Source organism: Lelliottia sp. GFLA7 (assembly GCF_056490165.1).
The window spans coordinates 426,800-450,095 of the sequence record NZ_JBWLAQ010000003.1 but is presented as its reverse complement, the minus strand read 5'-3'; the positions used below and the strand labels follow the sequence as shown (position 1 = coordinate 450,095).

Genomic DNA, 23,296 nt, shown 5'->3' with positions numbered 1-23,296 from the left:
ATCATGGCAGAGAAATTTACCCAGCATACAGGCCTGGTTGTCCCTCTGGACGCGGCAAACGTGGATACTGACGCCATTATTCCAAAACAGTTTCTGCAGAAAGTCACCCGCACCGGCTTTGGCGCGCACCTGTTTAACGACTGGCGTTTCCTTGACGATCAAGGCCAACAGCCGAATCCAGAATTCGTGCTGAACTTCCCGGAATTTAAAGGTGCTTCAATTCTGTTAACGCGTGAAAACTTCGGCTGCGGTTCATCTCGTGAGCACGCTCCGTGGGCGCTGACGGATTACGGCTTTAAGGTTGTCATCGCACCGAGTTTCGCCGATATCTTTTACGGCAACAGCTTCAACAACCAGCTGTTACCCGTGACGCTGAGCGACGCGCAGGTCGACGAAATGTTCGCGTTGGTAAAAGCCAACCCAGGCATCACGTTTGAAGTGGATCTGGAAGCCGAAGTCGTCAAAGCGGGCGATAAAACTTACGCCTTTAGCATTGATGGATTCCGTCGCCATTGCATGATCAACGGTCTGGACAGCATCGGACTGACGTTACAGCATGAAGATTCTATTGCAGCCTACGAGAACAAGCAGCCTGCATTTATGAACTAAAGCGAATGGCCCGCGACGAGCGGGCCATTTATTTATTAGCGTGCAAAACCAGGCTTTAAACTCCCCCTTCTTATTTCACACATCCTTCACGCGACAGGTTAGCGCCAGCGTTAGCAGAGAAATCGCCGCAATCACCCAGTACACTGCAAAATGCCCGTAGCTTTGCACCAGCGCGCCCTGAATCACGCCCGCCAGAATCACACCGGTGGAAATACTGTTGGTGAAAAGCGTCGTCGCTGACCCGGCTCTTCCGGGCATCAGGTCCTGGAACCACAGCATGCCGATCCCGGCAACAATCCCGATGAAAATAGCGTTAAACAGCTGGAGCGCCAGCAGCGCCTCGCGGCTGTGAAACAGAATTAAACCGAGATAAAACAGTACCCCTGCCGCAACCGCTACCACCATCATCCGGCGTTTACCAAAGCGTTTGACGTAATAACCCGCCAGGATCATCGCCGGAATTTCCAGCCCGGCCGCCGTACCCATTAAGATCCCCGCCAGTTTGTCCGGCAAACCCAGATCGCTACTGATCCACAGCGGCATGTCGATGATGTACATGGTGTTGCAGGTCCACATCAGCGTCGAGGCGATAAACAGCATGCGCACGTTTTTATTCTGCCAGCCGCTAATCTGCGTCACGGGCTTATCCGTGGCCTGCTCGATGCGGGCCACCGATGGCAACACACAGGCAATTAAAACCAGGCTGATGGCAAAAATCCCCGCGGCGATGGAGAACATCATGGTAAAGCCATAATTCAGCGCGAGCATAAACGCCAGCGGCGGGCCAATAACCCACGCCAGGGAAAGCTGCGCACGCATTACCGAGCTGAACATCACCACTTCACGCGCCGAGTTATCGGCATATTCCCGCGCGAGGGCAAAGAGCTGCGGCATGGCGGTATTGGCCAGCGATGCCAGCAGCACGCCGCAGGTAATCAGCGTCAGATAATGACGGTTGAACGCGAACAACAGCGCGTTGCCAATAGCCATCGCACAGCAAAACAGAATCAGCTTGCGACGATCGCCTTGGCTGTCCGAGCGTTTCGCCAGCCACAGGCTCACCAGAATCCCGGCGATGGCGTTGACAGTATAAAACAGCCCGACCCAGAACGGCTGTGCGCCGACTTCGCGGCTCAGGAACAGGCTCAGCGTCGGCGCCTGAAGCGCTCCCGCCACGCCCATCATAAACGCCACCAGCATAAAAGCGGCGTACACCCCATTCAGGCGGCGGCCCATCGTCATCAACCAGAGCATGCGCAGATCCTTGTTAAAGCGAAGAAAAAACAGGTGGAATAGTAAACGAAAAAAGCCAGCAAAAACATTTTGCTGGCGGGTGATAAGCACCAATACTCAGTCACACATGATCGAGGCAAGTCAGCGTTCAGAAGTCGTTTGCGTAACCTCCCACTGCATCAATTCTTCCAGCATTTTCAGCCGCTGCTCGGCGCACTGGCGGGCCAGCCAGGACACTCCTTTTGTCGCTAAAAAGTACTGCTGATAAAACTGACGTGCGGTTGACCTCTTCATCGTTCACTCCCTTGCTTCATCGGAAATGATTATTGGCTTAATATAGGGATTAATAAATTGATGATTTTTTGGCAGGAGTTCCCCTTTTATGGCGTCAGGTCGTCTGCAACAACAATTCATCCGCCTCTGGCAGTGCTGCGAGGGTCAGGAGCGGGAGACCACGCTCAACGAGCTGGCTGAACTCCTAAACTGCTCACGCCGTCATATGCGCACGCTGCTCAACACTATGCAGCAGCAGGGCTGGCTCAACTGGGAGGCCGAAGCCGGGCGCGGTAAACGCTCGCGCCTGACGTTCCTTTATACCGGTCTCGCCCTGCAACAACAGCGCGCCGAGGATCTGCTGGAGCAGGATCGTATCGATCAACTGGTGCAACTGGTCGGCGATAAGGCTGCGGTGCGTCAAATGCTGGTCTCGCATTTAGGCCGTAGCTTCCGCCAGGGACGCCATATTCTGCGCGTTCTCTACTATCGCCCGATGAAAAACCTGTTACCCGGCAGCGCATTACGTCGATCCGAAACGCACATGGCACGACAGATCTTTAGTGGTCTGACGCGAATAAATGAGGAAAACGGGGAGCTGGAAGCCGATATCGCCCACCACTGGCAGCAGCTTTCGCCCCTGCACTGGCGCTTCTTTTTACGTCCAGGCATTCATTTTCATCATGGCCGTGAGCTGGAAATGGGCGATGTTATCGCGTCGCTGCAGCGTGCCCGCGAGCTGCCGCTCTATTCGCATATCTCACGCATCCACTCACCGACGGCCTGGACGCTGGATATCGAACTTTCGCAACCCGATCAATGGCTGCCGTGGTTGATGGGCTATGTGCCGTCGATGATTTTGCCGCACGAGTGGCAATCGATGCCCCAGTTTGCCAGCCAGCCTGTCGGCACCGGTCCTTACGCGGTGACGCGCAACAACAATAATCAGCTCAAGATCCGCGCTTTTGATGATTACTTTGGTTATCGCGCACTGATTGACGAAGTGAATGTCTGGGTGCTGCCCGACATCAGCGAAGAGTTCAGCCCTGGCCTGACGCTGGAAGGCCCCACCGAGGGCGAGAAAGCCGTTGAGAGCCGTCTTGAAGAGGGCTGTTACTACCTGCTGTTTGATGCCCGAACGCATCGCGGAGCCAGCCGTGAGGTGCGCCAGTGGGTGAGCCAAATTCTCGCCCCTGCCAATCTGATTTATCAGGCGGAAGATCAGCACCTGACTTACTGGTTCCCGGCGTATGGGCTCCTTCCTCGCTGGCACCATGCCCGTCCAGGACGCGGCGAGAAACCCGCCGGGCTGGAATCCATCACCCTGACCTATTATCGCGAGCACGTTGAACACCGCTTTATTGCCCGAATCATGAGCAAACTGCTGGCGGCAGAGGGCGTGAAGCTCGAGATTCAGGAAGTGGAATACGATGAGTGGCACCGCGGCGAAGCGGTGAGCGATATCTGGCTCAACAGCGCCAATTTCACCCTGCCGCTCGACTTCTCCCTGTTCTCGCATCTGTTTGAAATTCCGCTTATTCAGCACTGTATTGCTCGCGACTGGCAGCAGGACGCCGCACAATGGCGCGCCGGAGAGATGAATCTCGCCGTCTGGTGCCAGCAATTGCTGTCGCAGCAGGCGATGGTTCCGCTTATCCACCACTGGCTGATGATCCAGGGGCAGCGCAGTATGCGCGGTTTGAGAATGAACACCTTAGGCTGGTTTGACTTTAAATCGGCCTGGTTTGCACCGCCGGAACCATAACACTTTCGTAATATTCACCAAATCATTACACTACTGCTGTTCTCAACGGGGTGCTGCATCAACGATGTGCGCTGAGATAATACCCGTCGAACCTGATCCGGATAACGCCGGCGAAGGGATTTGAGGCTGTCGCTCAAAATCCTTTGCCACTCAACTTTGAGGTGCAAAGTGTTAAAAAAAGTTCTCCCCCTGCTGGCGCTGTTTGCGCTGCCTGTTTTTGCCAAGCCCGTCTTAACGGTCTACACCTACGACTCCTTTGCCGCTGACTGGGGCCCTGGGCCGGTCGTCAAAAAAGCCTTTGAGGCCGACTGCAACTGCGAGCTGAAATTCGTGGCGCTGGAAGATGGCGTCTCGCTGTTAAACCGTCTGCGCATGGAAGGTAAAAACAGCAAAGCCGACGTGGTGCTGGGTCTCGATAACAATCTGCTGGACGCGGCCTCACAAACCAAACTGTTCGCCAAAAGCGGCGTGGCCTCCGAGGCGGTTAACGTCCCCGGCGGCTGGAAAAATGACACGTTCGTGCCGTTCGATTACGGCTACTTCGCGTTTGTGTATGACAAAAATAAGCTGAAAAACCCACCGAAAAGCCTGAAGGAACTGGTAGAGAGCGACCAGAAATGGCGCGTGATTTATCAGGATCCGCGCACCAGCACGCCGGGTCTGGGCCTACTGCTGTGGATGCAAAAAGTCTACGGTGACAAAGCGCCAGAAGCATGGCAGAAGCTGGCGGCGAAAACCGTTACCGTCACCAAAGGCTGGAGTGAAGCCTACGGCCTGTTCCTTAAGGGCGAAAGCGATCTGGTTCTGAGCTACACCACCTCTCCGGCGTATCACATCATCGAAGAGAAAAAAGACCACTACGCGGCGGCGAATTTCTCTGAGGGGCACTATTTGCAGGTGGAAGTGGCCGCACGTACGGCAGCCAGTAAACAGCCTGAACTGGCTGAAAAGTTCCTGAAATTTATGGTCTCACCGGCATTCCAGAATGCGATCCCGACCGGCAACTGGATGTATCCGGTAACCAACGTGACGCTGCCTGCAGGTTTTGATCAGCTGACCAAACCACAAACCACGCTGGAATTTACCCCGCAACAGGTTTCCAGCCAGCGCGCCGCATGGATCAGTGAATGGCAACGCGCCGTCAGCCGCTGATCCCCGGCTGGCTGATTCCTGGGCTGATTGCCGCCATTTTGATGGTGGTCGTCAGCCTGGGCGCATTTCTGGCGCTGTGGTTTAACGCACCAGAGAGCGATCTCATCGCGCTTTGGCATGACAGCTATCTCTGGCATGTCGTGCGTTTCTCTTTCTGGCAGGCGTTTCTCTCTGCCCTGCTCTCCGTTGTACCGGCGATTTTTCTGGCTCGCGCCCTGTATCGACGCCGCTTTCCCGGCAGGCTAATCCTGTTGCGCCTGTGCGCCATGACGCTGATTTTACCGGTGCTGGTCGCCGTATTCGGCATTCTGAGCGTTTACGGACGACAGGGTTGGATCGCCGCGCTGCTCAACGTTTTCGGTATCGAGTGGACCTTCTCGCCTTATGGTCTGCAGGGCATTTTGCTGGCCCACGTCTTTTTCAATATGCCGATGGCGACGCGACTGTTTTTACAGGCGCTGGAAAATATCCCTGGAGAACAGCGCCAGCTCGCCGCACAGCTCGGTATGCGCGGCTGGCCGTTCTTCCGTTTTGTTGAATGGCCGTGGCTGCGCCGCCAGATCCCCCCGGTTGCCGCATTGATTTTCATGCTCTGTTTCGCCAGCTTTGCGACGGTGTTGTCGCTGGGTGGTGGGCCGCAGGCGACAACCATTGAACTCGCGATTTATCAGGCGCTGAGCTTTGACTACGATCCGGGCCGAGCGGCGATACTGGCGATGGTCCAGATGTTTTGCTGTCTGGGGCTGGTGCTGCTCAGCCAGCGTCTAAGCAAAGCCATTGCGGTAGGCAGCCATCAGGTCAGCGGCTGGCGCGACCCGCAGGATCGCTGGCGCAGCCGCATTACGGACATCACGCTCATCACGCTGGCGTTGCTGCTGTTGCTCCCGCCGCTGCTCGCGGTGGTGGTGGATGGTCTCAATCAGAATGTGGTTTCAGTACTGCAACAGCCGGTGCTGTGGCAAGCAACGGGCACCTCGCTGCGCATTGCACTGGGTGCCGGTTTGCTGTGCGTCTTGCTGACCATGATGCTGTTGTGGAGCAGTCGTGAGCTGTACGCGCGCCAGGCCAGAGTCGCCGGACAGGCGCTGGAGCTCAGCGGCATGCTGATTCTGGCGATGCCAGGCATTGTGCTGGCGACCGGTTTCTTCTTGCTGTTTAACAGCACTGTCGGCCTACCAGAGCACGCGGACGGCATCGTGATTTTCACCAACGCGCTGATGGCAATACCCTACGCGCTCAAAGTGCTGGAAAACCCGATGCGCGACGTCAGCGCCCGTTACACGCTGCTTTGTCAGTCACTGGGAATGCGCGGCTGGCAGCGGTTGAAAGTGGTCGAACTCCGCGCACTGAAACGCCCCATTGCCCAGGCGCTGGCCTTTGCCAGCGTGCTGTCGATTGGCGATTTCGGCGTCGTGGCGCTGTTTGGCAATGACGATTTCCGCACGCTGCCGTTCTGGCTCTACCAGCAAATCGGCTCCTATCGCAGTCAGGATGGCGCGGTCACGGCGCTGCTACTCCTGCTGCTGTGCTTTACCTTGTTCACTGTTATCGAAAAACTTCCGGGGCGTGATGCTAAAACTGACTGATGTAACCTGGCTTTACCAGCACCTGCCGATGCGTTTTACCCTGACCGCGCAGCAAGGGGAGATGATCGCGATCCTCGGTCCCAGTGGGGCGGGGAAAAGCACGCTGCTCAATTTGATTGCCGGTTTCCTGCCGCCCGCGCGCGGGGAGATGACGATTAACGGTGAGGATCATACCCACACGCCGCCCTCGCAGCGTCCGGTGTCGATGCTGTTTCAGGAAAATAATCTGTTTACCCATCTGACGGTCCGCCAGAACATCGGGCTAGGAATGGATCCGGGACTGAAACTGACGGCTGCGCAGCGCGAGAAGCTTGAAGATATCGCCCGACAGATGGGGCTGATGGATTTTATCGATCGCTTGCCGGGAGAACTGTCCGGCGGACAGCGTCAGCGTGTGGCGCTGGCGCGCTGTCTGGTTCGGGAGCAGCCGATTTTACTGCTTGATGAGCCGTTCTCGGCGCTCGACCCGGCACTGCGCCAAGAGATGCTGCATCTGGTCAAAGACGTGTGTCACCAGAAGCAACTCACGATGCTGATGGTGTCGCACAGTGTGGAAGACGCCGCCAGAATTGCGCCGCGTTCGGTGGTGATCGCCGACGGGCGCATCGCCTGGGACGGCGAGACTCAGGCGCTGCTGAGCGGAAACGCCAGCGCCTCAGCGCTGTTGGGGATACATTCGCAGCCGGTTTAGATACTGAGTTGTCTGATGCCCTCACCCTACCCTCTCCCACAGGGAGAGGGAGAAAACTGCCGTCATGCGCACAGGGAGAGAGAGAGAACCCCCGTCATGCGCACGGGGAGAGAGAAAACCGCCGACGTGCGCACAGGGAGAGGGAGAAAGCCACCGACGTGCGCGCAGGGAGAGGGAGAAAACCGCCGTCATGCGCAAAGGGAGAGGGAGAAAGCCACCGACGTGCGCGTAGGGAGAGAGAAAACCGCTAACGGAAAGACGACAATTACCGGCTGACCACCTTCAGTAAAATCTCACCGTATACCGGCATCAGCGGATGACGAATCAGCGATACCAGCGCCACCACGGCAACGCCCAGCAGTAACGGTGCCAGCCAGATCAAACGGCTGCGCGGCAGGTAGTGCGTCAGACGATCCGTTCCGGCTTTCGCGCTGCGCCATAAACGCCAGCATAGCCAAACCCCGACCCACAGCATCAGCGCGGTGGCTAACAGCAGCCATTTGAAGTGACCGCTTTGGGCATCAACAGGAATATCGGTCGCCGCACCGGCCAGGATCCCAGGGAGGAAATAGATCGGCGGCCAAAGGATGCAGCCGATGACGTTTGGCAGAATAAATTTGGCGACCGGCAGATCCAGCATCCCGGCAACCATCGGCACCAGCGGACGCGTCGGGCCGACAAATCGCCCCACTAAAATGGTAAACATGCTGTGCTGATGCAGAGCGTGTTCCGTTTTATCGAGCAACGCTTTGTTCTTTTTCATGAAGGACCAGCGGTGCAGCGGCTTTTTGAAGCGCCAGCCCAGCCAGAACGACAGCCAGTCGCCCAGCAGACAGCCTATAATCCCGGCCACCCATGCTTGCCAGAAGTTAACCTCCCCGCTGCCAATCAGCGCGCCAAGCCCCGCCATCATGACTGTCCCGGGTAAAATCAATCCCACCAGCGCCAGCGATTCCAGAAAGGCCACCAGCGCGACAGCAATCAGCGAATACGCGACGGATTGAGTAATAAAATGTTCCAGCAATGCCTGCATAACGATTCCGGTCAGATGACGAAGCAGGGATTCTGCGAAGAGCTTCCTGCCGCGTCAAGACAACAATTGTCTGAATAGTTTACTGGTTGCTGCCGGACTTCACCTGCTTGTTTAATTTTTTTTACCGTTTATTCACATCCGGCGCGGAATTCGCTGGGGCTGGCACCGGTACATTTTTTGAATACGCGCGAAAAATAGAGCTGATCTTCAAAGCCCACGTTGCGCCCGACGGTGGCGATCGGCATTCGCGTAGTGCTGAGCAACAGTTTGGCCTGACTGATGCGCTGATCCTCTCGCCAGCTCAACACGCTGACGCCAAGCTGCTGGCGAAACAGGTGCGACAGACGCGATGGCGACAGACACACGTGCTGGGCGACACCGGCAATATCAAACTGGCTGTCCGCCAGATGGTCGCTGATGTACTGACATGCGTCGCGCACGCGGTGATCCAGCGGCGGGTTAAGCGATTCGTTAATCGCCTCCATGCGCCGTAGCAGCAGCTGTTCCAGCAGATTTATCGCTAAAAGTTCGGCGTAGCGCCCGCCCACCTGTGCATCAATAATCTGGGCAAACAGTTCGCGAAACTGCGCCTGGTGTGCCTCATCAGGCCGGTAATAACCGGTGTGCGCAAAAATCGCCGGCCACGCCAGCCACTCCTGCCAGTAAGCACGCGGGCGGAAATAGACCCACTGGTGATACCACTCTTTGGCGTCCGGATGACGTCCATAGTGATGAACTTCTCCCGGTGGAAACAGCAAAATATCCCCCGGACGGCAGACAAATTGCTTGTCGTTATTCTGGATAACCCCTTCGCCACGCACGGTGATATTCAGAATGTAACCCTTCATTCCCAGCGGCCGATCGACAAAAAAGTCGAGGTAGCCGTCGGCTTCAATGGGGGTCAAACCCGCGACCAGATGGGCGTTGAAGGAGTAACCCGGCAGCAAGGGATCGTTTTGTATTTCGGCCATAATTGGTGACTCCCAACGGTCAAGAAGGAAACAAATTGTCCATATCGAGAAAAGCAGTCTAAAAATGGGGCGTTAAAAGACGTTTATCGCATCCCCGTGCTTTCCGATCCGCCTTAATTCAGCATTTATCCCAGATTTATCCGCCACTTCACACGAAACAGCAGTAACAAAAGTGTCTATAACTACGGCAGAAATGTCCACATTGATTATTTGCACAGCGTCACACTTTCAACCTTAACAGCAATTTAATCCATAAGATTAGCGGATCCTGCCTGACGATTTTCTCCCTCAATCTCTAATGTTGATTCATACCCGTTTTTTGATGGAGCAACAGAAATGGCAATTGCGATTGGCCTCGATTTTGGAAGTGACTCGGTACGCGCTCTGGCGGTGGAGTGTCGTACGGGTCAGGAAATAGCGACCAGCGTCGAATGGTATCCGCGCTGGCAAGAGGGGCGTTACTGCGATGCGCCAAATAATCAGTTCCGCCATCACCCGCGTGATTACATCGAATCGATGGAAGCGGCGATCAAAACCGTGCTGGCAGAGTTAAGCGAAGAACAGCGTGCGCAGATTGTCGGGATTGGCGTGGACAGCACTGGCTCAACGCCTGCGCCTGTCGATGCTGAAGGCCGCGTGCTGGCGCTGCGCCCTGAATTTGCCGACAACCCGAATGCCATGTTCGTGCTGTGGAAAGACCATACCGCGGTCGAAGAAGCCGAAGCCATCACCCGTTTATGCCATCAACCAGGCAAAGCCGATTACTCGCGCTACATCGGCGGGATTTATTCCAGCGAGTGGTTCTGGGCAAAAATCCTGCACGTCACCCGCGCGGACCCTGCCGTAGCGCAAGCTGCTGTCTCGTGGATTGAGCTGTGCGACTGGGTTCCGGCGCTGCTGTCCGGCACCACGCGTCCGCAGGATATCCGCCGCGGGCGCTGTAGCGCTGGGCATAAATCGCTCTGGCACGAAAGCTGGGGCGGTCTGCCACCTGCTGCGTTCTTTGATGAGCTCGACCCGATCATCAACCAGAGCCTGAAATACCCGCTCTTTACCGACACCTTCACCGCCGATATCCCGGTAGGCACGCTCAATGAAGAGTGGGCGCGACGCTTGGGTCTGCCACAAAACGTGGCGATTTCCGGCGGCGCGTTCGACTGCCATATGGGTGCCGTTGGCGCGGGTGCGCAGCCAAATACGCTGGTCAAAGTGATCGGCACATCCACCTGCGACATTCTGACCGCCGATAAAGCCACCGTGGGCGACCGCGCGGTGAAAGGCATTTGCGGCCAGGTTGACGGCAGTGTCGTCCCTGATTTTATCGGTCTCGAAGCCGGCCAATCCGCCTTTGGCGATATCTACGCCTGGTTTGGCCGCGTGCTGGGCTGGCCGCTGGATCAGCTGGCCGCGACGCATCCGGAGCTGAAACCGCAGATTGACGCGAGCAAAAAACAGCTGCTTCCACAGCTCACCGAAGCGTGGGCAAAAAATCCGTCTCTTGACCATCTCCCGGTGGTGCTCGACTGGTTTAACGGCCGCCGTACCCCGTTTGCCAACCAGCGCCTCAAAGGGGTGATTACCGATCTCAACCTGGCAACCGATGCGCCTGCGCTGTTTGGCGGCCTGATTGCGGCAACCGCGTTTGGTGCGCGCGCAATTATGGAGTGCTTCACCGGACAAGGGATCGCCGTAAACGAGGTGATGGCGCTGGGCGGCATCGCCCGTAAAAACCAGGTGATCATGCAGGCCTGCTGTGACGTGCTGAACCGTCCGCTGCAAATTGTCGCCTCCGACCAGTGCTGCGCGCTGGGTGCTGCGATTTTTGCCGCCGTCGCGGCAGGCGTTCACGCCGATATCCCGACTGCCCAACAGCACATGGCGAGCGCCGTAGAAAACACGCTTCAGCCGCGCGCTCAGCAAGCACAACGCTTCGAACAACTTTATCAGCGCTACCTGCAATGGTCGAAAAGCGCCGAGCAACACTATCTCCCTGTCGCCACTCCCGCCAAAACCAGCGCGGAAAAACCGGCAACCCTGACACATTAAGGACACGATAATGACCATTTTTAATAATTATGAAGTGTGGTTTGTGATTGGCAGCCAGCATTTATATGGACCGGAAGCGCTGCGTCAGGTGACTCAACATGCGGAACACGTGGTTAATGCGCTGAACGCAGAAGCCAAACTACCGTGCAAACTGGTGCTGAAACCGCTTGGCACCACACCAGACGAAATCACCCACATCTGCCGTGACGCCAATTACGACGACAAATGCGCCGGTATGGTGGTGTGGCTGCATACCTTCTCTCCAGCCAAAATGTGGATTAACGGCCTGACTATCCTCAATAAACCGCTGCTGCAATTCCATACCCAGTTCAACGCATCCCTGCCGTGGGACAGCATCGATATGGACTTTATGAACCTGAATCAGACCGCACACGGTGGCCGCGAGTTTGGTTTTATCGGTGCACGTATGCGCCAGCAGCACGCGGTAGTCACCGGTCACTGGCAGGACAGCCAGGCGCAGAAACGTATCGGTTCCTGGATGCGTCAGGCCGTGTCAAAACAAGATACCCGCCATCTGAAAGTGGTGCGTTTCGGCGATAACATGCGCGAAGTGGCCGTCACCGACGGCGATAAAGTCGCCGCGCAGATCAAGTTTGGCTTCTCGGTGAATACCTGGGCGGTCGGCGATCTGGTGCAGGTCGTGAATGAAATCAGCGACGGCGACGTGAGTGCGCTGGTTGATGAATACGAGAGCAGCTATCGCCTGACCGCGGCCGCTCAGATTAAAGGCGATAAGCGCCAGAACGTGCTGGATGCTGCGCGTATTGAGCTGGGCATGAAGCGCTTCCTTGAACAGGGCGGCTTCCATGCGTTCACCACCACGTTTGAAGATCTCCACGGCCTGAAACAGCTTCCTGGCCTGGCGGTACAACGTCTGATGCAGCAAGGCTACGGCTTTGCGGGCGAAGGCGACTGGAAAACCGCCGCCCTGCTTCGCATCATGAAGGTGATGTCGACCGGTCTACAGGGCGGCACCTCATTTATGGAGGATTACACCTACCACTTCGAGAACGGCAACGATCTGGTGCTGGGCTCGCACATGCTGGAGGTGTGCCCTTCGATCGCCGTTGAAGAGAAACCGATCCTCGACGTGCAGTACCTGGGCATCGGCGGCAAAGCCGATCCGGCACGCCTGATCTTCAACACCCGTACTGGCCCGGCGATTAACGCCAGCCTCATCGACCTGGGCGATCGTTTCCGCCTGCTGGTGAACTGCGTCGACACCGTCGAAACCCCGCACTCTCTGCCGAAACTGCCGGTGGCAAACGCGCTGTGGAAAGCCCAGCCGGATCTGCCGACTGCATCCGAAGCGTGGATCGTGGCCGGTGGTGCGCACCACACCGTCTTTAGCCATTCGCTGGACCTGAACGACATGCGCCAGTTCGCTGAGCTGCACGACATCGAACTGACCGTTATCGACAACGACACCCGCCTGCCCGCGTTTAAAGACGCGCTGCGCTGGAACGAAGTGTATTACGGTTCAAAACGTTAACAGGGAACCTTTAGCCTGCCGCAGGGCGGGCTTTTTTTCCTGGAGGATTGCATGTTAGAAGATCTCAAACGACAGGTGCTCGACGCGAATTTGGCCCTGCCAAAACATCATCTGGTGACGCTGACCTGGGGCAACGTCAGCGCCGTCGATCGTGAAAAGGGCGTGTTTGTCATCAAGCCGTCCGGCGTTGATTATACGGTGATGACCGCCGACGATATGGTGGTTGTCAGTATTGCGACCGGTGAAGTGGTGGAAGGCAACAAAAAGCCCTCCTCTGATACGCCGACCCATCGCCTGCTGTATCAGTCATTTCCGTCGATTGGCGGCATCGTGCACACGCACTCTCGCCACGCCACTATTTGGGCGCAGGCCGGGCTTTCCATCCCGGCGACGGGCACGACGCACGCGGACTATTTCTACGGTGCGGTGCCCTGCACGCGTAAAATGACCGACGGCGAAATCAACGGCGAGTACGAGTGGGAAACCGGCAACGTGATTGTCGAAACCTTTGAAAAACAGGGACTCGATGCCGCGCAGATGCCGGGCGTGCTGGTGCACTCTCACGGCCCGTTCGCGTGGGGCAAAAACGCCGAAGATGCGGTGCATAACGCCATCGTGCTGGAAGAGATCGCCTATATGGGCATCTTTACGCGGCAACTCTCTCCGCAACTGCCGGATATGCAACAAACGCTGCTGGATAAACACTATCTACGCAAACACGGCGCGAAAGCCTATTACGGCCAGTGATCGCGCCCTCTCCCCGTGAGACAGCAGCAAATCACACGCCATAATACCTGTATAAAATCCCAGCATAAAAACCTTAACCAGGCTATAATCAGGCCTGGTTTTGTTTTATGGGATAACGGCGTGGCGCAGGCGCAAGAAGGCTTTTTACTGACCCGACACTGGCGGGATACCCCGCAGGGGACCGAGGTCGAATTCTGGCTGGCGACCGACAACGGCCCGCTAAACGTAACGCTGCCGCCGCAGGAATCCGTGGCGTTTATCCCGGAACAACACGTCGAAAAAACGAAGGATGTGCTGCGCGGTGAGAACGGCTGGCGCATCACGCCGCTGGACCTGAAAGATTTCCACCGCCAGCCCGTATTCGGCCTTTATTGTCGCGCCCACCGCCAGCTGATGCGTTACGAAAAGCTGCTGCGTGAAGCGGGCGTTACTCTGTATGAAGCGGATATTCGCCCGCCTGAACGTTTCCTGATGGAGCGTTTTATCACCGCCCCCGTTTGGGTCGACGGCACGCCACAAGGCAATAAGCTGACTAACGCCCGCCTTAAGCCCAATCCACACTATCGTCCTCCCCTGAAATGGGTGTCGCTGGATATCGAAACCACGCGCCACGGCGAGCTTTACTGCATCGGGCTGGAAGGCTGTGGGCAACGTATTGTGTATATGCTTGGGCCGCCAAACGGCGATGCATCTGGGTTGGACTTTGAGCTTGAGTACGTCAACAGCCGCCCGCAATTACTCGAAAAACTGAATCAGTGGTTTGCGAAACACGATCCCGATGTGCTCATCGGCTGGAACGTGGTGCAATTTGATTTGCGCGTCCTGCAAAAACACGCCGAACGCTATCGCATTCCGCTGGTCCTCGGGCGCGGCAATAGCGAGCTTGAGTGGCGAGAGCACGGTTTCAAGAACGGCGTATTTTTCGCCCAGGCGAATGGCCGTTTAATCATCGATGGCATCGAAGCGCTGAAATCCGCTTTCTGGAGTTTTTCGTCTTTCTCGCTGGAGGCGGTGTCGCGAGAGCTGCTCGGTGAAGGGAAATCGATCGATAATCCGTGGGATCGCATGGATGAGATCGACCGACGCTTTCACGAAGATAAACCGGCGCTGGCCACCTACAACCTGAAAGACTGCGAGCTGGTGACACGCATTTTCCACAAGACGGAGATTATGCCGTTCCTGTTAGAACGCGCGACCGTGAACGGTCTGGCGGTCGATCGTCACGGCGGATCGGTCGCCGCGTTTGGCCACCTCTATATTCCCCGCATGCACCGTGCCGGGTACGTCGCGCCAAATCTTGGCGAAGTGCCTCCCCAGGCCAGCCCTGGCGGCTATGTCATGGACTCAAGGCCTGGGCTGTATGACTCGGTTCTGGTGCTGGATTATAAAAGTCTGTATCCGTCGATCATTCGCACGTTTCTGATCGATCCTGTCGGTCTGGTGGAAGGTATGGCGCAGCCCGACGAGGCGCACAGTACCGAAGGATTTTTAGGCGCACGATTTTCGCGCGAGAAAAACTGCCTGCCAGAGATCGTTAGCCAGATCTGGCATGGCCGCGAAGAAGCCAAACGTCAGAGCAATAAGCCGCTCTCCCAGGCGCTGAAGATCATCATGAATGCTTTTTACGGGGTGCTGGGTACCAGCGCCTGCCGCTTCTTCGATCCGCGTCTGGCCTCGTCGATCACCATGCGTGGGCACGAAATTATGCGCCAGACGAAAGCGCTGGTGGAGTCGCAGGGTTATGACGTGATTTACGGTGATACCGACTCGACGTTCGTCTGGCTAAAAGGCGCGCACAGCGAAGAGGACGCCGCCAAAATCGGTAAACATCTGGTCTCTTTCGTGAACGACTGGTGGCACAATCATTTGCAAAAAGAGCGCTTAACCAGCGCGCTGGAACTGGAATTCGAAACCCATTTTTGCCGGTTTTTGATGCCCACGATCCGCGGTACGGAACAGGGTAGCAAGAAACGGTACGCGGGGTTAATCCAGGAAGGCACAGAACAGCGCATGGTGTTTAAAGGCCTGGAAACCGTGCGCACCGACTGGACGCCGCTGGCGCAGCAGTTCCAGCAAACGCTGTATCTGCGCGTGTTTCGCAACGAGCCGTATCAGGATTACGTCCGCGAGACGATTGCCAGCCTGATGGACGGTGAGCTGGATAGCCAACTGGTGTACCGCAAGCGCCTGCGCCGCCCACTGGAAGAGTACCAGCGAAATGTGCCCCCGCACGTACGCGCGGCACGTCTGGCGGATGAGGAAAATGTGCGCCGTGGCCGCGCGCCGCAGTATCAAAATAGGGGGACTATTAAGTATGTGTGGACCACCAGCGGCCCGGAGCCAGTGGATTATCAACAGTCGCCGCTCGACTATGATCACTACCTCACGCGACAGCTTATGCCCGTCGCCGATGGAATTTTACCTTTCGTCGACGATGATTTTGCTACACTCATGACAGGACAACTTGGGCTATTTTGACGCGTGACGAAAACGCCGTCATCCAGTACCATAGCGCCCTTTCCATTCCCGGACCCTTTTTCGATGGCCGTCATTCTACGACGGCGGTTGAACTATTGCCTGCAATTAAAGATTAGAGCCGAACAACTATGCCTTTTACACTTGGTCAACGCTGGATCAGCGATACAGAAAGCGAACTCGGATTAGGAACAGTAGTGGCGCTGGATGCGCGAATGGTCACTATTATGTTCCCTGCAACCGGTGAAAACCGTCTGTATGCACGCAATGACTCCCCTGTTACCCGTGTCATGTTTAATCCGGGCGACACCGTTACCAGCCACGAAGGCTGGCAGCTGAAGATTGAAGACGTAAAAGAAGATAATGGGCTGCTCGCCTATACCGGAACGCGTTTAGATACCGATGAAGCAGACGTCGTTCTGCGCGAGGTGATGCTGGACAGCCGTCTGGTGTTCAGCAAGCCACAGGATCGCCTGTTCGCCGGTCAGATTGACCGTATGGACCGCTTCTCCCTGCGCTATCGCGCGCGTAAGTTCCAGAGCGAGCAGTACCGTATGCCGTGGAGCGGCCTGCGCGGACAGCGCACCAGCCTGATTCCCCATCAGCTCAACATCGCTCACGATGTAGGTCGTCGTCACGCACCGCGCGTTCTGCTGGCAGATGAAGTGGGCTTGGGTAAAACCATCGAAGCGGGCATGATTTTGCACCAACAGTTGCTGTCGGGTGCCGCGGAACGTGTGTTGATTGTGGTGCCTGAAACGCTGCAACATCAGTGGCTGGTCGAAATGCTGCGCCGCTTTAACCTGCGTTTCTCCCTGTTTGATGACGAGCGTTATGCCGAAGCTCAGCACGACGCCGACAACCCGTTCGAAACTGAACAACTGGTGATTTGCTCCCTGGACTTCGTGCGTCGCAGCAAGCAGCGCCTTGAGCATCTTTGCGATGCCGAGTGGGATCTGCTGGTTGTCGATGAAGCGCACCATCTGGTCTGGAGCGAAAACGCCCCAAGCCGCGAGTACATGGCGATTGAACAGCTGGCGGAGCGCGTCCCGGGTATTCTGCTTCTGACGGCAACGCCAGAACAGCTGGGTCTCGAAAGCCATTTCGCGCGCCTGCGCCTGCTCGATCCCAACCGTTTCCACGACTTTGACGTGTTTGTTGAAGAACAGCAGAACTACCGTCCGGTGGCCGATGCGGTCGCCATGCTGCTGGCGGGCAAACATCTTTCCAACGATGAGCTCAATACGTTGAGCGATTTGATTGGGGAACAGGATATTGAGCCGCTTCTTCAGACGGCCAACAGCGACCGCGACGGCGCTGATGCCGCGCGTCAGGAACTGGTTTCCATGCTGATGGACAGGCACGGCACCAGCCGCGTGCTGTTCCGTAACACCCGTAACGGTGTGAAAGGTTTCCCAAAACGCGAACTGCACACCATCAAACTGCCGCTGCCGACGCAGTACCAGACGGCGATTAAAGTTTCTGGAATTATGGGTGCGCGTAAAAGTGCTGAAGAACGCGCTCGCGATATGCTCTATCCGGAGCAGATTTATCAGGAATTTGAAGGCGATACCGGAACCTGGTGGAACTTCGACCCACGCGTTGAATGGTTGATGGGCTATTTGACCGCCCATCGCTCGCAGAAAGTGCTCGTGATCTGCGCCAAAGCAGCCACCGCGCTGCAGCTGGAACAGGTCCTGCGCGAGCGAGAAGGTATTCGCGCAGCGGTGTTCCACGAAGGGATGTCTATCATCGAACGTGACCGCGCGGCGGCATGGTTTGGCGAAGAAGACAGCGGCGCACAGGTTCTGCTGTGTTCCGAAATCGGTTCAGAAGGGCGTAACTTCCAGTTCGCCAGCAAACTGGTGATGTTCGATCTGCCGTTTAACCCGGATCTGCTGGAGCAGCGTATTGGCCGTCTGGACCGTATTGGTCAGGCGCATGATATTCAAATCCACGTTCCATACCTGGAAAATACCGCGCAGTCCGTGTTGGTGCGTTGGTTCCACGAAGGGCTGGATGCGTTTGAACATACCTGCCCGACCGGACGCACCATTTACGATCAGGTGCATAGCGATTTGATTGGCTACCTGGCATCGCCGGAAAATACCGACGGCTTTGACGATCTGATCAAAACCTGTCGCGAAAAACACGATGCGCTGAAGATTCAGCTGGAACAGGGCCGTGACCGTCTGCTGGAGATCCACTCCAACGGCGGCGAGAAAGCGCAAGCCCTCGCAGAAAGCATTGAAGAACAAGATGACGACACCAGCCTGATCAGCTTCGCGATGAATCTGTTTGATATCGTGGGGATTAACCAGGACGACCGTGGCGAAAACATGATTGTTCTGACGCCGTCCGATCACATGCTGGTGCCTGACTTCCCAGGCCTGCCGGAAGATGGCTGCACCATCACCTTTGAGCGTGATGTGGCACTTTCTCGTGAAGACGCGCAGTTCATTACCTGGGAACACCCGCTGATTCGTAACGGCCTGGATCTGATTTTGTCCGGTGATACCGGGAGCAGCACCATTTCGCTGCTGAAAAACAAAGCCCTGCCGGTGGGGACCTTGCTGCTTGAGCTGATCTATGTCGTCGAAGCGCAGGCACCGAAACAGCTGCAACTTAACCGCTTCCTGCCTGCAACGCCGGTGCGCCTGATGCTGGACAAAAACGGCACCAACCTGGCGGCTCAGGTGGAGTTTGAAAGCTTTAACCGTCAGTTGAGCGCGGTGAATCGTCATACGGGCAGCAAGCTGGTGAATGCCGTTCAACAGGACGTGCACGCCATTCTGCAACAGGGCGAAGCGCAGATTGAGAAAGCCGCACGAGCGCTGATCGATTCCGCGCGTCGCGAAGCTGACGAGAAACTTTCGGCGGAACTTTCTCGCCTGGAAGCGTTAAGAGCCGTGAACCCGAACATTCGTGACGACGAACTGGCTGCCATCGAGAGCAACCGTCAGCAGGTGCTCGAAAGCCTGGATCAGGCGAGCTGGCGACTGGATGCGCTGCGTCTGATCGTTGTGACGCATCAGTAAACGGAGCGCGACATGATCATGGAGACCTACAATCCGCCGATGGAACCCTGGCTGGTCATTCTGTATCAGGATGAGCATATTATGGTGGTTAACAAGCCGAGCGGCTTGTTATCCGTGCCGGGCCGTCTTGAGGAGCACAAAGACAGCGTGATGACCCGCGTGCAGCGCGATCATCCGCAGGCAGAATCTGTGCATCGTCTGGATATGGCGACCAGCGGTGTGATTGTCGTGGCTCTGACCAAAGCCGCCGAGCGCGAACTGAAGCGTCAGTTCCGCGATCGCGAGCCGAAGAAACAGTACATCGCGCGGATCTGGGGACATCCGGAAAAAGCGGAAGGGCTGGTGGATTTACCGCTGATCTGTGACTGGCCGAACCGACCAAAGCAAAAAGTGTGCTTTGAGACCGGCAAAGCCGCGCAGACAGAGTATGAAGTGTTGGAATATGCGCCGGATAATACCGCGCGCATTTTGCTTAAGCCGATTACGGGACGTTCGCATCAGCTGCGTGTGCACATGCTGGCGTTGGGTCATCCGATTCTGGGGGATCGTTTTTACGCGACACCGGACGCGCTGGCAATGGCGCCGCGTTTACAGCTGCATGCTGAAATGCTGACGATTACCCATCCGGCGTTTGGCACGTCGATGACGTTTAAAACGCCTGCCGACTTTTAATGTCCGCCCGGTTTTTACCGGGCAGACACCGCATTATTTAAAGCCTTTCTGCTCTTTAATCAGCTCGTACGCTTTCTGAATTTCCTGCGCTTTCTGCTTCGCCATTTCCATCATTTCCGGTGGTAACCCTTTAGCAACCAGTTTATCCGGGTGATGTTCGCTCATCTGCTTGCGATAGGCGCGCTTAATGGTGGTCGCATCGTCAGTCGGCTTAACGCCTAATACGTTGCAGGCATCCTCCAGCGTTGGGCCACGCTGCGCCTGTTGCCAGCCGCCGCCCGCGGATTGCTGCTGTTGCTGATAGCCTCCGCCAAACTGCGCTCCGCCCTGCATCATGCGCAAGAACTGCTCGAACTGCATACGGGAAATACCCAGCTCTTCAGCAATCACATACAGTACGTCTCGTTCGTTCGGATGCAGTGAGCCGTCGGCAAACGCTGCCTGAATCTGGATTTCCAGAAACATCCTAATTAAATCAAAGCGCCCGAAGCAGACGCTACGGAACTGACGCATTTTCTCGCGCAGCGGGTAATTATCCGCTTTACCGATGCGAAAGGCGTTTTGCGCCGCCACACGAGATTCACCGTGCAGACTCATGCGATCCATGAATACGCTGGCGATCTGAATGTCGGCTTCTGTGACCCGTCCTTTCGATTTGGTTAAATGCCCCATCACCTCGAACGTGGTGGCGAAAAACAGCGCCTGACGCTCGCGTTGGTTGGCAAACATCGCAATTTTGCGACTGCGCGCTTTATCAAACATATGGCCGATAATGAGGCCCAATAAGACGCCCCAAAATCCTGCGCCCATCAATAATGCGAATGCGACGCCAATTATTTTACCCCAATACTGCATATACTCCCCGTACGGTCATGTTCCTGGTCCGACTCAACTCCATTATCTCAGTGGTCGAGCCACGGTCAATTGAGGGACATCGCCTATAATTTGCATTATCATACTCGTCATTCGATAGCGAGCCTAACACTCTGACTCGCAAACGGGCAGGATTAACGCTGGCACTGCGCTGATGAGTAAGATAGTCTCTGACCGTTTGCCAGCGTAACGCCACTGATGATGGAACAATAAATACAACGTATGAAAAAACGTATCCCCACCCTCCTGGCCACAATGATTGGTGCGGCCCTGTATAGCCAACAGGGGCTAGCCGCCGATCTCGCCTCGCAGTGTATGCTGGGCATCCCAAGCTATGATCGCCCGCTGGTGCAGGGTGATACTAACAGCTTGCCTGTCACTATTACTGCCGACAATGCAAAGGGTAATTACCCTGATAACGCCACGTTTACGGGCAATGTCGACATTAATCAAGGCAACAGCCGTTTGCAGGCAGATGAAGTTCAACTTCATCAGAAGCAGCCCGAAGGCGCGGCTGCTCCGGTACGCACGGTCGATGCACTGGGCAATGTGCACTATGACGACAATCAGGTCATCCTGAAAGGTCCGAAAGCCTGGTCAAATCTGAATACAAAAGACACTAACGTCTGGGAAGGTGATTACCAGATGGTGGGTCGTCAGGGCCGTGGTAAAGCGGATCTGATGAAACAGCGCGGTGAAAATCGCTATACCATTCTCGATAACGGATCTTTCACCTCCTGTCTCCCGGGTTCAAACACCTGGAGCGTGGTGGGTAGCGAAGTGATTCACGACCGTGAAGAGCAGGTCGCTGAAATCTGGAATGCGCGCTTTAAACTGGGCCCCGTGCCTGTTTTCTATAGCCCATATTTGCAGTTGCCGATCGGCGATAAGCGTCGCTCGGGCTTTTTAATCCCGAATGCCAAATACAGCACCACGAACTATTTTGAGTTCTATCTGCCGTATTACTGGAACATCGCGCCCAATATGGACGCCACGATTACGCCGCACTATATCCACAAGCGCGGCAATATCATGTGGGAGAATGAGTTCCGCTACCTGACCCATGCTGGGGCAGGTCTGATGGAGCTGGATTATCTGCCTTCAGATAAAGTCTATGAAGATGAGCACCCTACTGAGGGCGATCGCCACCGTTGGCTATTCTACTGGCAACACGCTGGCGTCATGGATCAGGTGTGGCGTTTTAACGTCGATTACACCAAAGTCAGCGATTCAAACTACTTTAACGACTTTACCTCTAAGTACGGTTCCAGTACCGACGGTTATGCGACGCAGAAATTCAGCGCTGGCTATGCAATAGAGAACTTTAACGCCACGGTATCGTCCAAGCAGTTCCAGGTCTTTAGCAACCAAACGCGTAGCGTTTACGGTGCAGAACCGCAGTTGGACGTTAACTGGTACCAAAATGACGTTGGTCCGTTCGACACGCGCATCTACGGTCAGGCTGTGCATTTTGTAAACACTAATTCCGATATGCCGGAAGCCACGCGTCTGCACATTGAGCCGGTAGTGAATCTGCCGTGGTCCAACGATTGGGCAAGTCTGGATACTGAAGCCAAGCTGATGGCGACGCATTACCAGCAAAAGAATCTCGATAATTACAACACCACCAATAACGCAAATTTGGAAGAGTCCGTAAACCGTACGTTGCCGCAGTTCAAGATGGACGGGAAACTGATTTTCGAACGTGATATGAATCTGGCGAGCGGTTATACCCAAACGCTGGAGCCGCGTATGCAGTATTTGTACGTGCCTTATCGCGATCAAAGCAAAATCAATAACTACGACTCTGCATTCCTGCAATCGGATTACAGCGGCCTGTTCCGCGACCGTACTTATGGCGGTCTGGACCGTATCGCGTCAGCAAACCAGTTGACCTCTGGTGTCACCACCCGCGTATATGATGATGCTGCCGTTGAACGTTTTAACGTTTCTGTGGGTCAAATCTACTACTTCACCGAGTCGCGCACCGGTGATGACGATATTAACTGGGAAAAAGACAACAAAACCGGTTCGCTGGTTTGGGCGGGTGACACATACTGGCGTATGACCGATCGTTGGGGTCTGCGCGGTGGGGTGCAATATGATACGCGCCTGAATAATGTCTCGACGAGCAGTACCGCCCTTGAATATCGTCGTGATGAAGATCGAATGGTGCAGTTAACCTACCGTTATGCCAGCCCGGAATACATCCAGGCGACATTGCCGAACTTTACGGCTGAGCAGTACAAAGAAGGTATTTCTCAGGTGGGGGGTTCTGCAAGCTGGCCGATCGCCGATCGCTGGTCTGTCGTTGGGGCGTACTACTTCGACACCAATACCAGCAAGGCAGCTGATCAGATGTTAGGTCTGCAATATAACTCCTGCTGTTATGCCATTCGCGTCGGTTACGAGCGTAAGCTTAATGGCTGGGATACCAGCAACAATCAGAGCAAATACGATAACGTGATTGGCTTTAATATCGAATTACGCGGCTTGAGTTCCAACTACGGTCTGGGCACTCAGCAGATGCTGCGTTCGAACATTCTGCCATACCGTAGTTCCCTGTAATGTGCTTGATTTACAACGCAATCCGCTTTGCGGTTAATTGAAATGGAAAAA

The 23,296-nt window shown here is 55.7% G+C and carries 17 protein-coding genes and 1 riboswitch; of the genes, 12 read left to right on the top strand and 5 right to left on the bottom strand.

Annotation, left to right across the window (positions count from 1 at the left end; all coding sequences use genetic code 11):
- The first annotated feature begins 3 nt into the window (after positions 1-3).
- On the top strand, positions 4-609 hold the full coding sequence (leuD, locus tag AC07RN_RS12430; protein WP_478336495.1) for a 3-isopropylmalate dehydratase small subunit: 606 nt from the start codon (positions 4-6) through the stop codon (positions 607-609).
- Between the two features lie 75 nt (positions 610-684).
- Here leuD and AC07RN_RS12425 read toward each other — a convergent pair whose 3' ends face one another.
- Positions 685-1,863 (bottom strand): sugar efflux transporter, encoded by a 1,179-nt coding sequence (locus AC07RN_RS12425; RefSeq protein ID WP_235134733.1) that lies wholly within the window; start codon positions 1,861-1,863, stop codon positions 685-687.
- 120 nt (positions 1,864-1,983) lie between these two features.
- The gene (sgrT, locus tag AC07RN_RS12420; protein WP_012016026.1) at positions 1,984-2,136 is read right to left on the bottom strand and encodes a glucose uptake inhibitor SgrT; all 153 of its coding nucleotides are present in this window, start codon (positions 2,134-2,136) and stop codon (positions 1,984-1,986) included.
- Positions 2,137-2,224: 88 nt separating this feature from the next.
- Between sgrT and sgrR the strand changes: the two genes are divergently transcribed.
- The 4 genes from sgrR to thiQ all read left to right on the top strand — a co-directional run bounded on the left by sgrR (position 2,225) and on the right by thiQ (position 7,309).
- On the top strand, positions 2,225-3,880 hold the full coding sequence (gene sgrR, locus AC07RN_RS12415) for an HTH-type transcriptional regulator SgrR (RefSeq protein ID WP_478336494.1): 1,656 nt from the start codon (positions 2,225-2,227) through the stop codon (positions 3,878-3,880).
- A 36-nt stretch (positions 3,881-3,916) separates the two neighbouring features.
- Positions 3,917-4,017: riboswitch (TPP riboswitch) on the top strand.
- Between the two features lie 31 nt (positions 4,018-4,048).
- Complete coding sequence (gene thiB, locus AC07RN_RS12410; RefSeq protein WP_478336493.1) at positions 4,049-5,032, top strand: thiamine ABC transporter substrate binding subunit; 984 nt, start codon at positions 4,049-4,051, stop codon at positions 5,030-5,032.
- A complete protein-coding gene (thiP, locus tag AC07RN_RS12405) occupies positions 5,008-6,618 on the top strand; it encodes a thiamine/thiamine pyrophosphate ABC transporter permease ThiP (RefSeq protein WP_478336492.1) in 1,611 nt (536 codons plus the stop codon). The genes thiB and thiP overlap by 25 nt, the downstream gene beginning before the upstream one ends.
- Positions 6,602-7,309, top strand: a complete 708-nt coding sequence (thiQ, locus tag AC07RN_RS12400; protein ID WP_478336491.1) for a thiamine ABC transporter ATP-binding protein ThiQ — start codon at positions 6,602-6,604, stop codon at positions 7,307-7,309. Before thiP ends, thiQ begins: the two co-directional genes overlap by 17 nt.
- Before the next feature lie 265 nt (positions 7,310-7,574).
- Here the strand turns inward: thiQ and AC07RN_RS12395 are convergent, their stop codons facing one another.
- Entirely contained in the window at positions 7,575-8,342 is a 768-nt protein-coding gene (locus AC07RN_RS12395) for a DedA family protein (protein ID WP_478336490.1), read from the bottom strand.
- Positions 8,343-8,470: 128 nt separating this feature from the next.
- The gene (gene araC / locus AC07RN_RS12390) at positions 8,471-9,313 is read right to left on the bottom strand and encodes an arabinose operon transcriptional regulator AraC (RefSeq protein WP_235134727.1); all 843 of its coding nucleotides are present in this window, start codon (positions 9,311-9,313) and stop codon (positions 8,471-8,473) included.
- Positions 9,314-9,649: 336 nt separating this feature from the next.
- Between araC and araB the strand changes: the two genes are divergently transcribed.
- From araB to rluA, 6 genes are all read left to right on the top strand, one after another.
- Complete coding sequence (araB, locus tag AC07RN_RS12385; RefSeq protein WP_478336489.1) at positions 9,650-11,359, top strand: ribulokinase; 1,710 nt, start codon at positions 9,650-9,652, stop codon at positions 11,357-11,359.
- Positions 11,360-11,369: 10 nt separating this feature from the next.
- Positions 11,370-12,872, top strand: a complete 1,503-nt coding sequence (araA, locus tag AC07RN_RS12380) for an L-arabinose isomerase (protein ID WP_012016018.1) — start codon at positions 11,370-11,372, stop codon at positions 12,870-12,872.
- Between the two features lie 51 nt (positions 12,873-12,923).
- On the top strand, positions 12,924-13,619 hold the full coding sequence (gene araD, locus AC07RN_RS12375; protein WP_478336488.1) for an L-ribulose-5-phosphate 4-epimerase: 696 nt from the start codon (positions 12,924-12,926) through the stop codon (positions 13,617-13,619).
- Positions 13,620-13,739: 120 nt separating this feature from the next.
- The gene (gene polB, locus AC07RN_RS12370) at positions 13,740-16,097 is read left to right on the top strand and encodes a DNA polymerase II (RefSeq protein WP_478336487.1); all 2,358 of its coding nucleotides are present in this window, start codon (positions 13,740-13,742) and stop codon (positions 16,095-16,097) included.
- A 128-nt stretch (positions 16,098-16,225) separates the two neighbouring features.
- The gene (rapA, locus tag AC07RN_RS12365; RefSeq protein WP_478336486.1) at positions 16,226-19,132 is read left to right on the top strand and encodes an RNA polymerase-associated protein RapA; all 2,907 of its coding nucleotides are present in this window, start codon (positions 16,226-16,228) and stop codon (positions 19,130-19,132) included.
- A gap of 12 nt (positions 19,133-19,144) precedes the next feature.
- Entirely contained in the window at positions 19,145-19,804 is a 660-nt protein-coding gene (gene rluA, locus AC07RN_RS12360; protein WP_449554718.1) for a bifunctional tRNA pseudouridine(32) synthase/23S rRNA pseudouridine(746) synthase RluA, read from the top strand.
- Between the two features lie 33 nt (positions 19,805-19,837).
- On the opposite strand, the gene djlA is transcribed toward rluA, so the two are convergent.
- Positions 19,838-20,659: a co-chaperone DjlA gene (gene djlA, locus AC07RN_RS12355; RefSeq protein WP_478336485.1), complete on the bottom strand. Its 822-nt coding sequence runs from the start codon at positions 20,657-20,659 to the stop codon at positions 19,838-19,840.
- Between the two features lie 240 nt (positions 20,660-20,899).
- On the opposite strand from djlA, the gene lptD reads away from it, so the two are divergent.
- Complete coding sequence (gene lptD / locus AC07RN_RS12350; RefSeq protein WP_478336484.1) at positions 20,900-23,245, top strand: LPS assembly protein LptD; 2,346 nt, start codon at positions 20,900-20,902, stop codon at positions 23,243-23,245.
- Positions 23,246-23,296 lie beyond the last annotated feature (51 nt).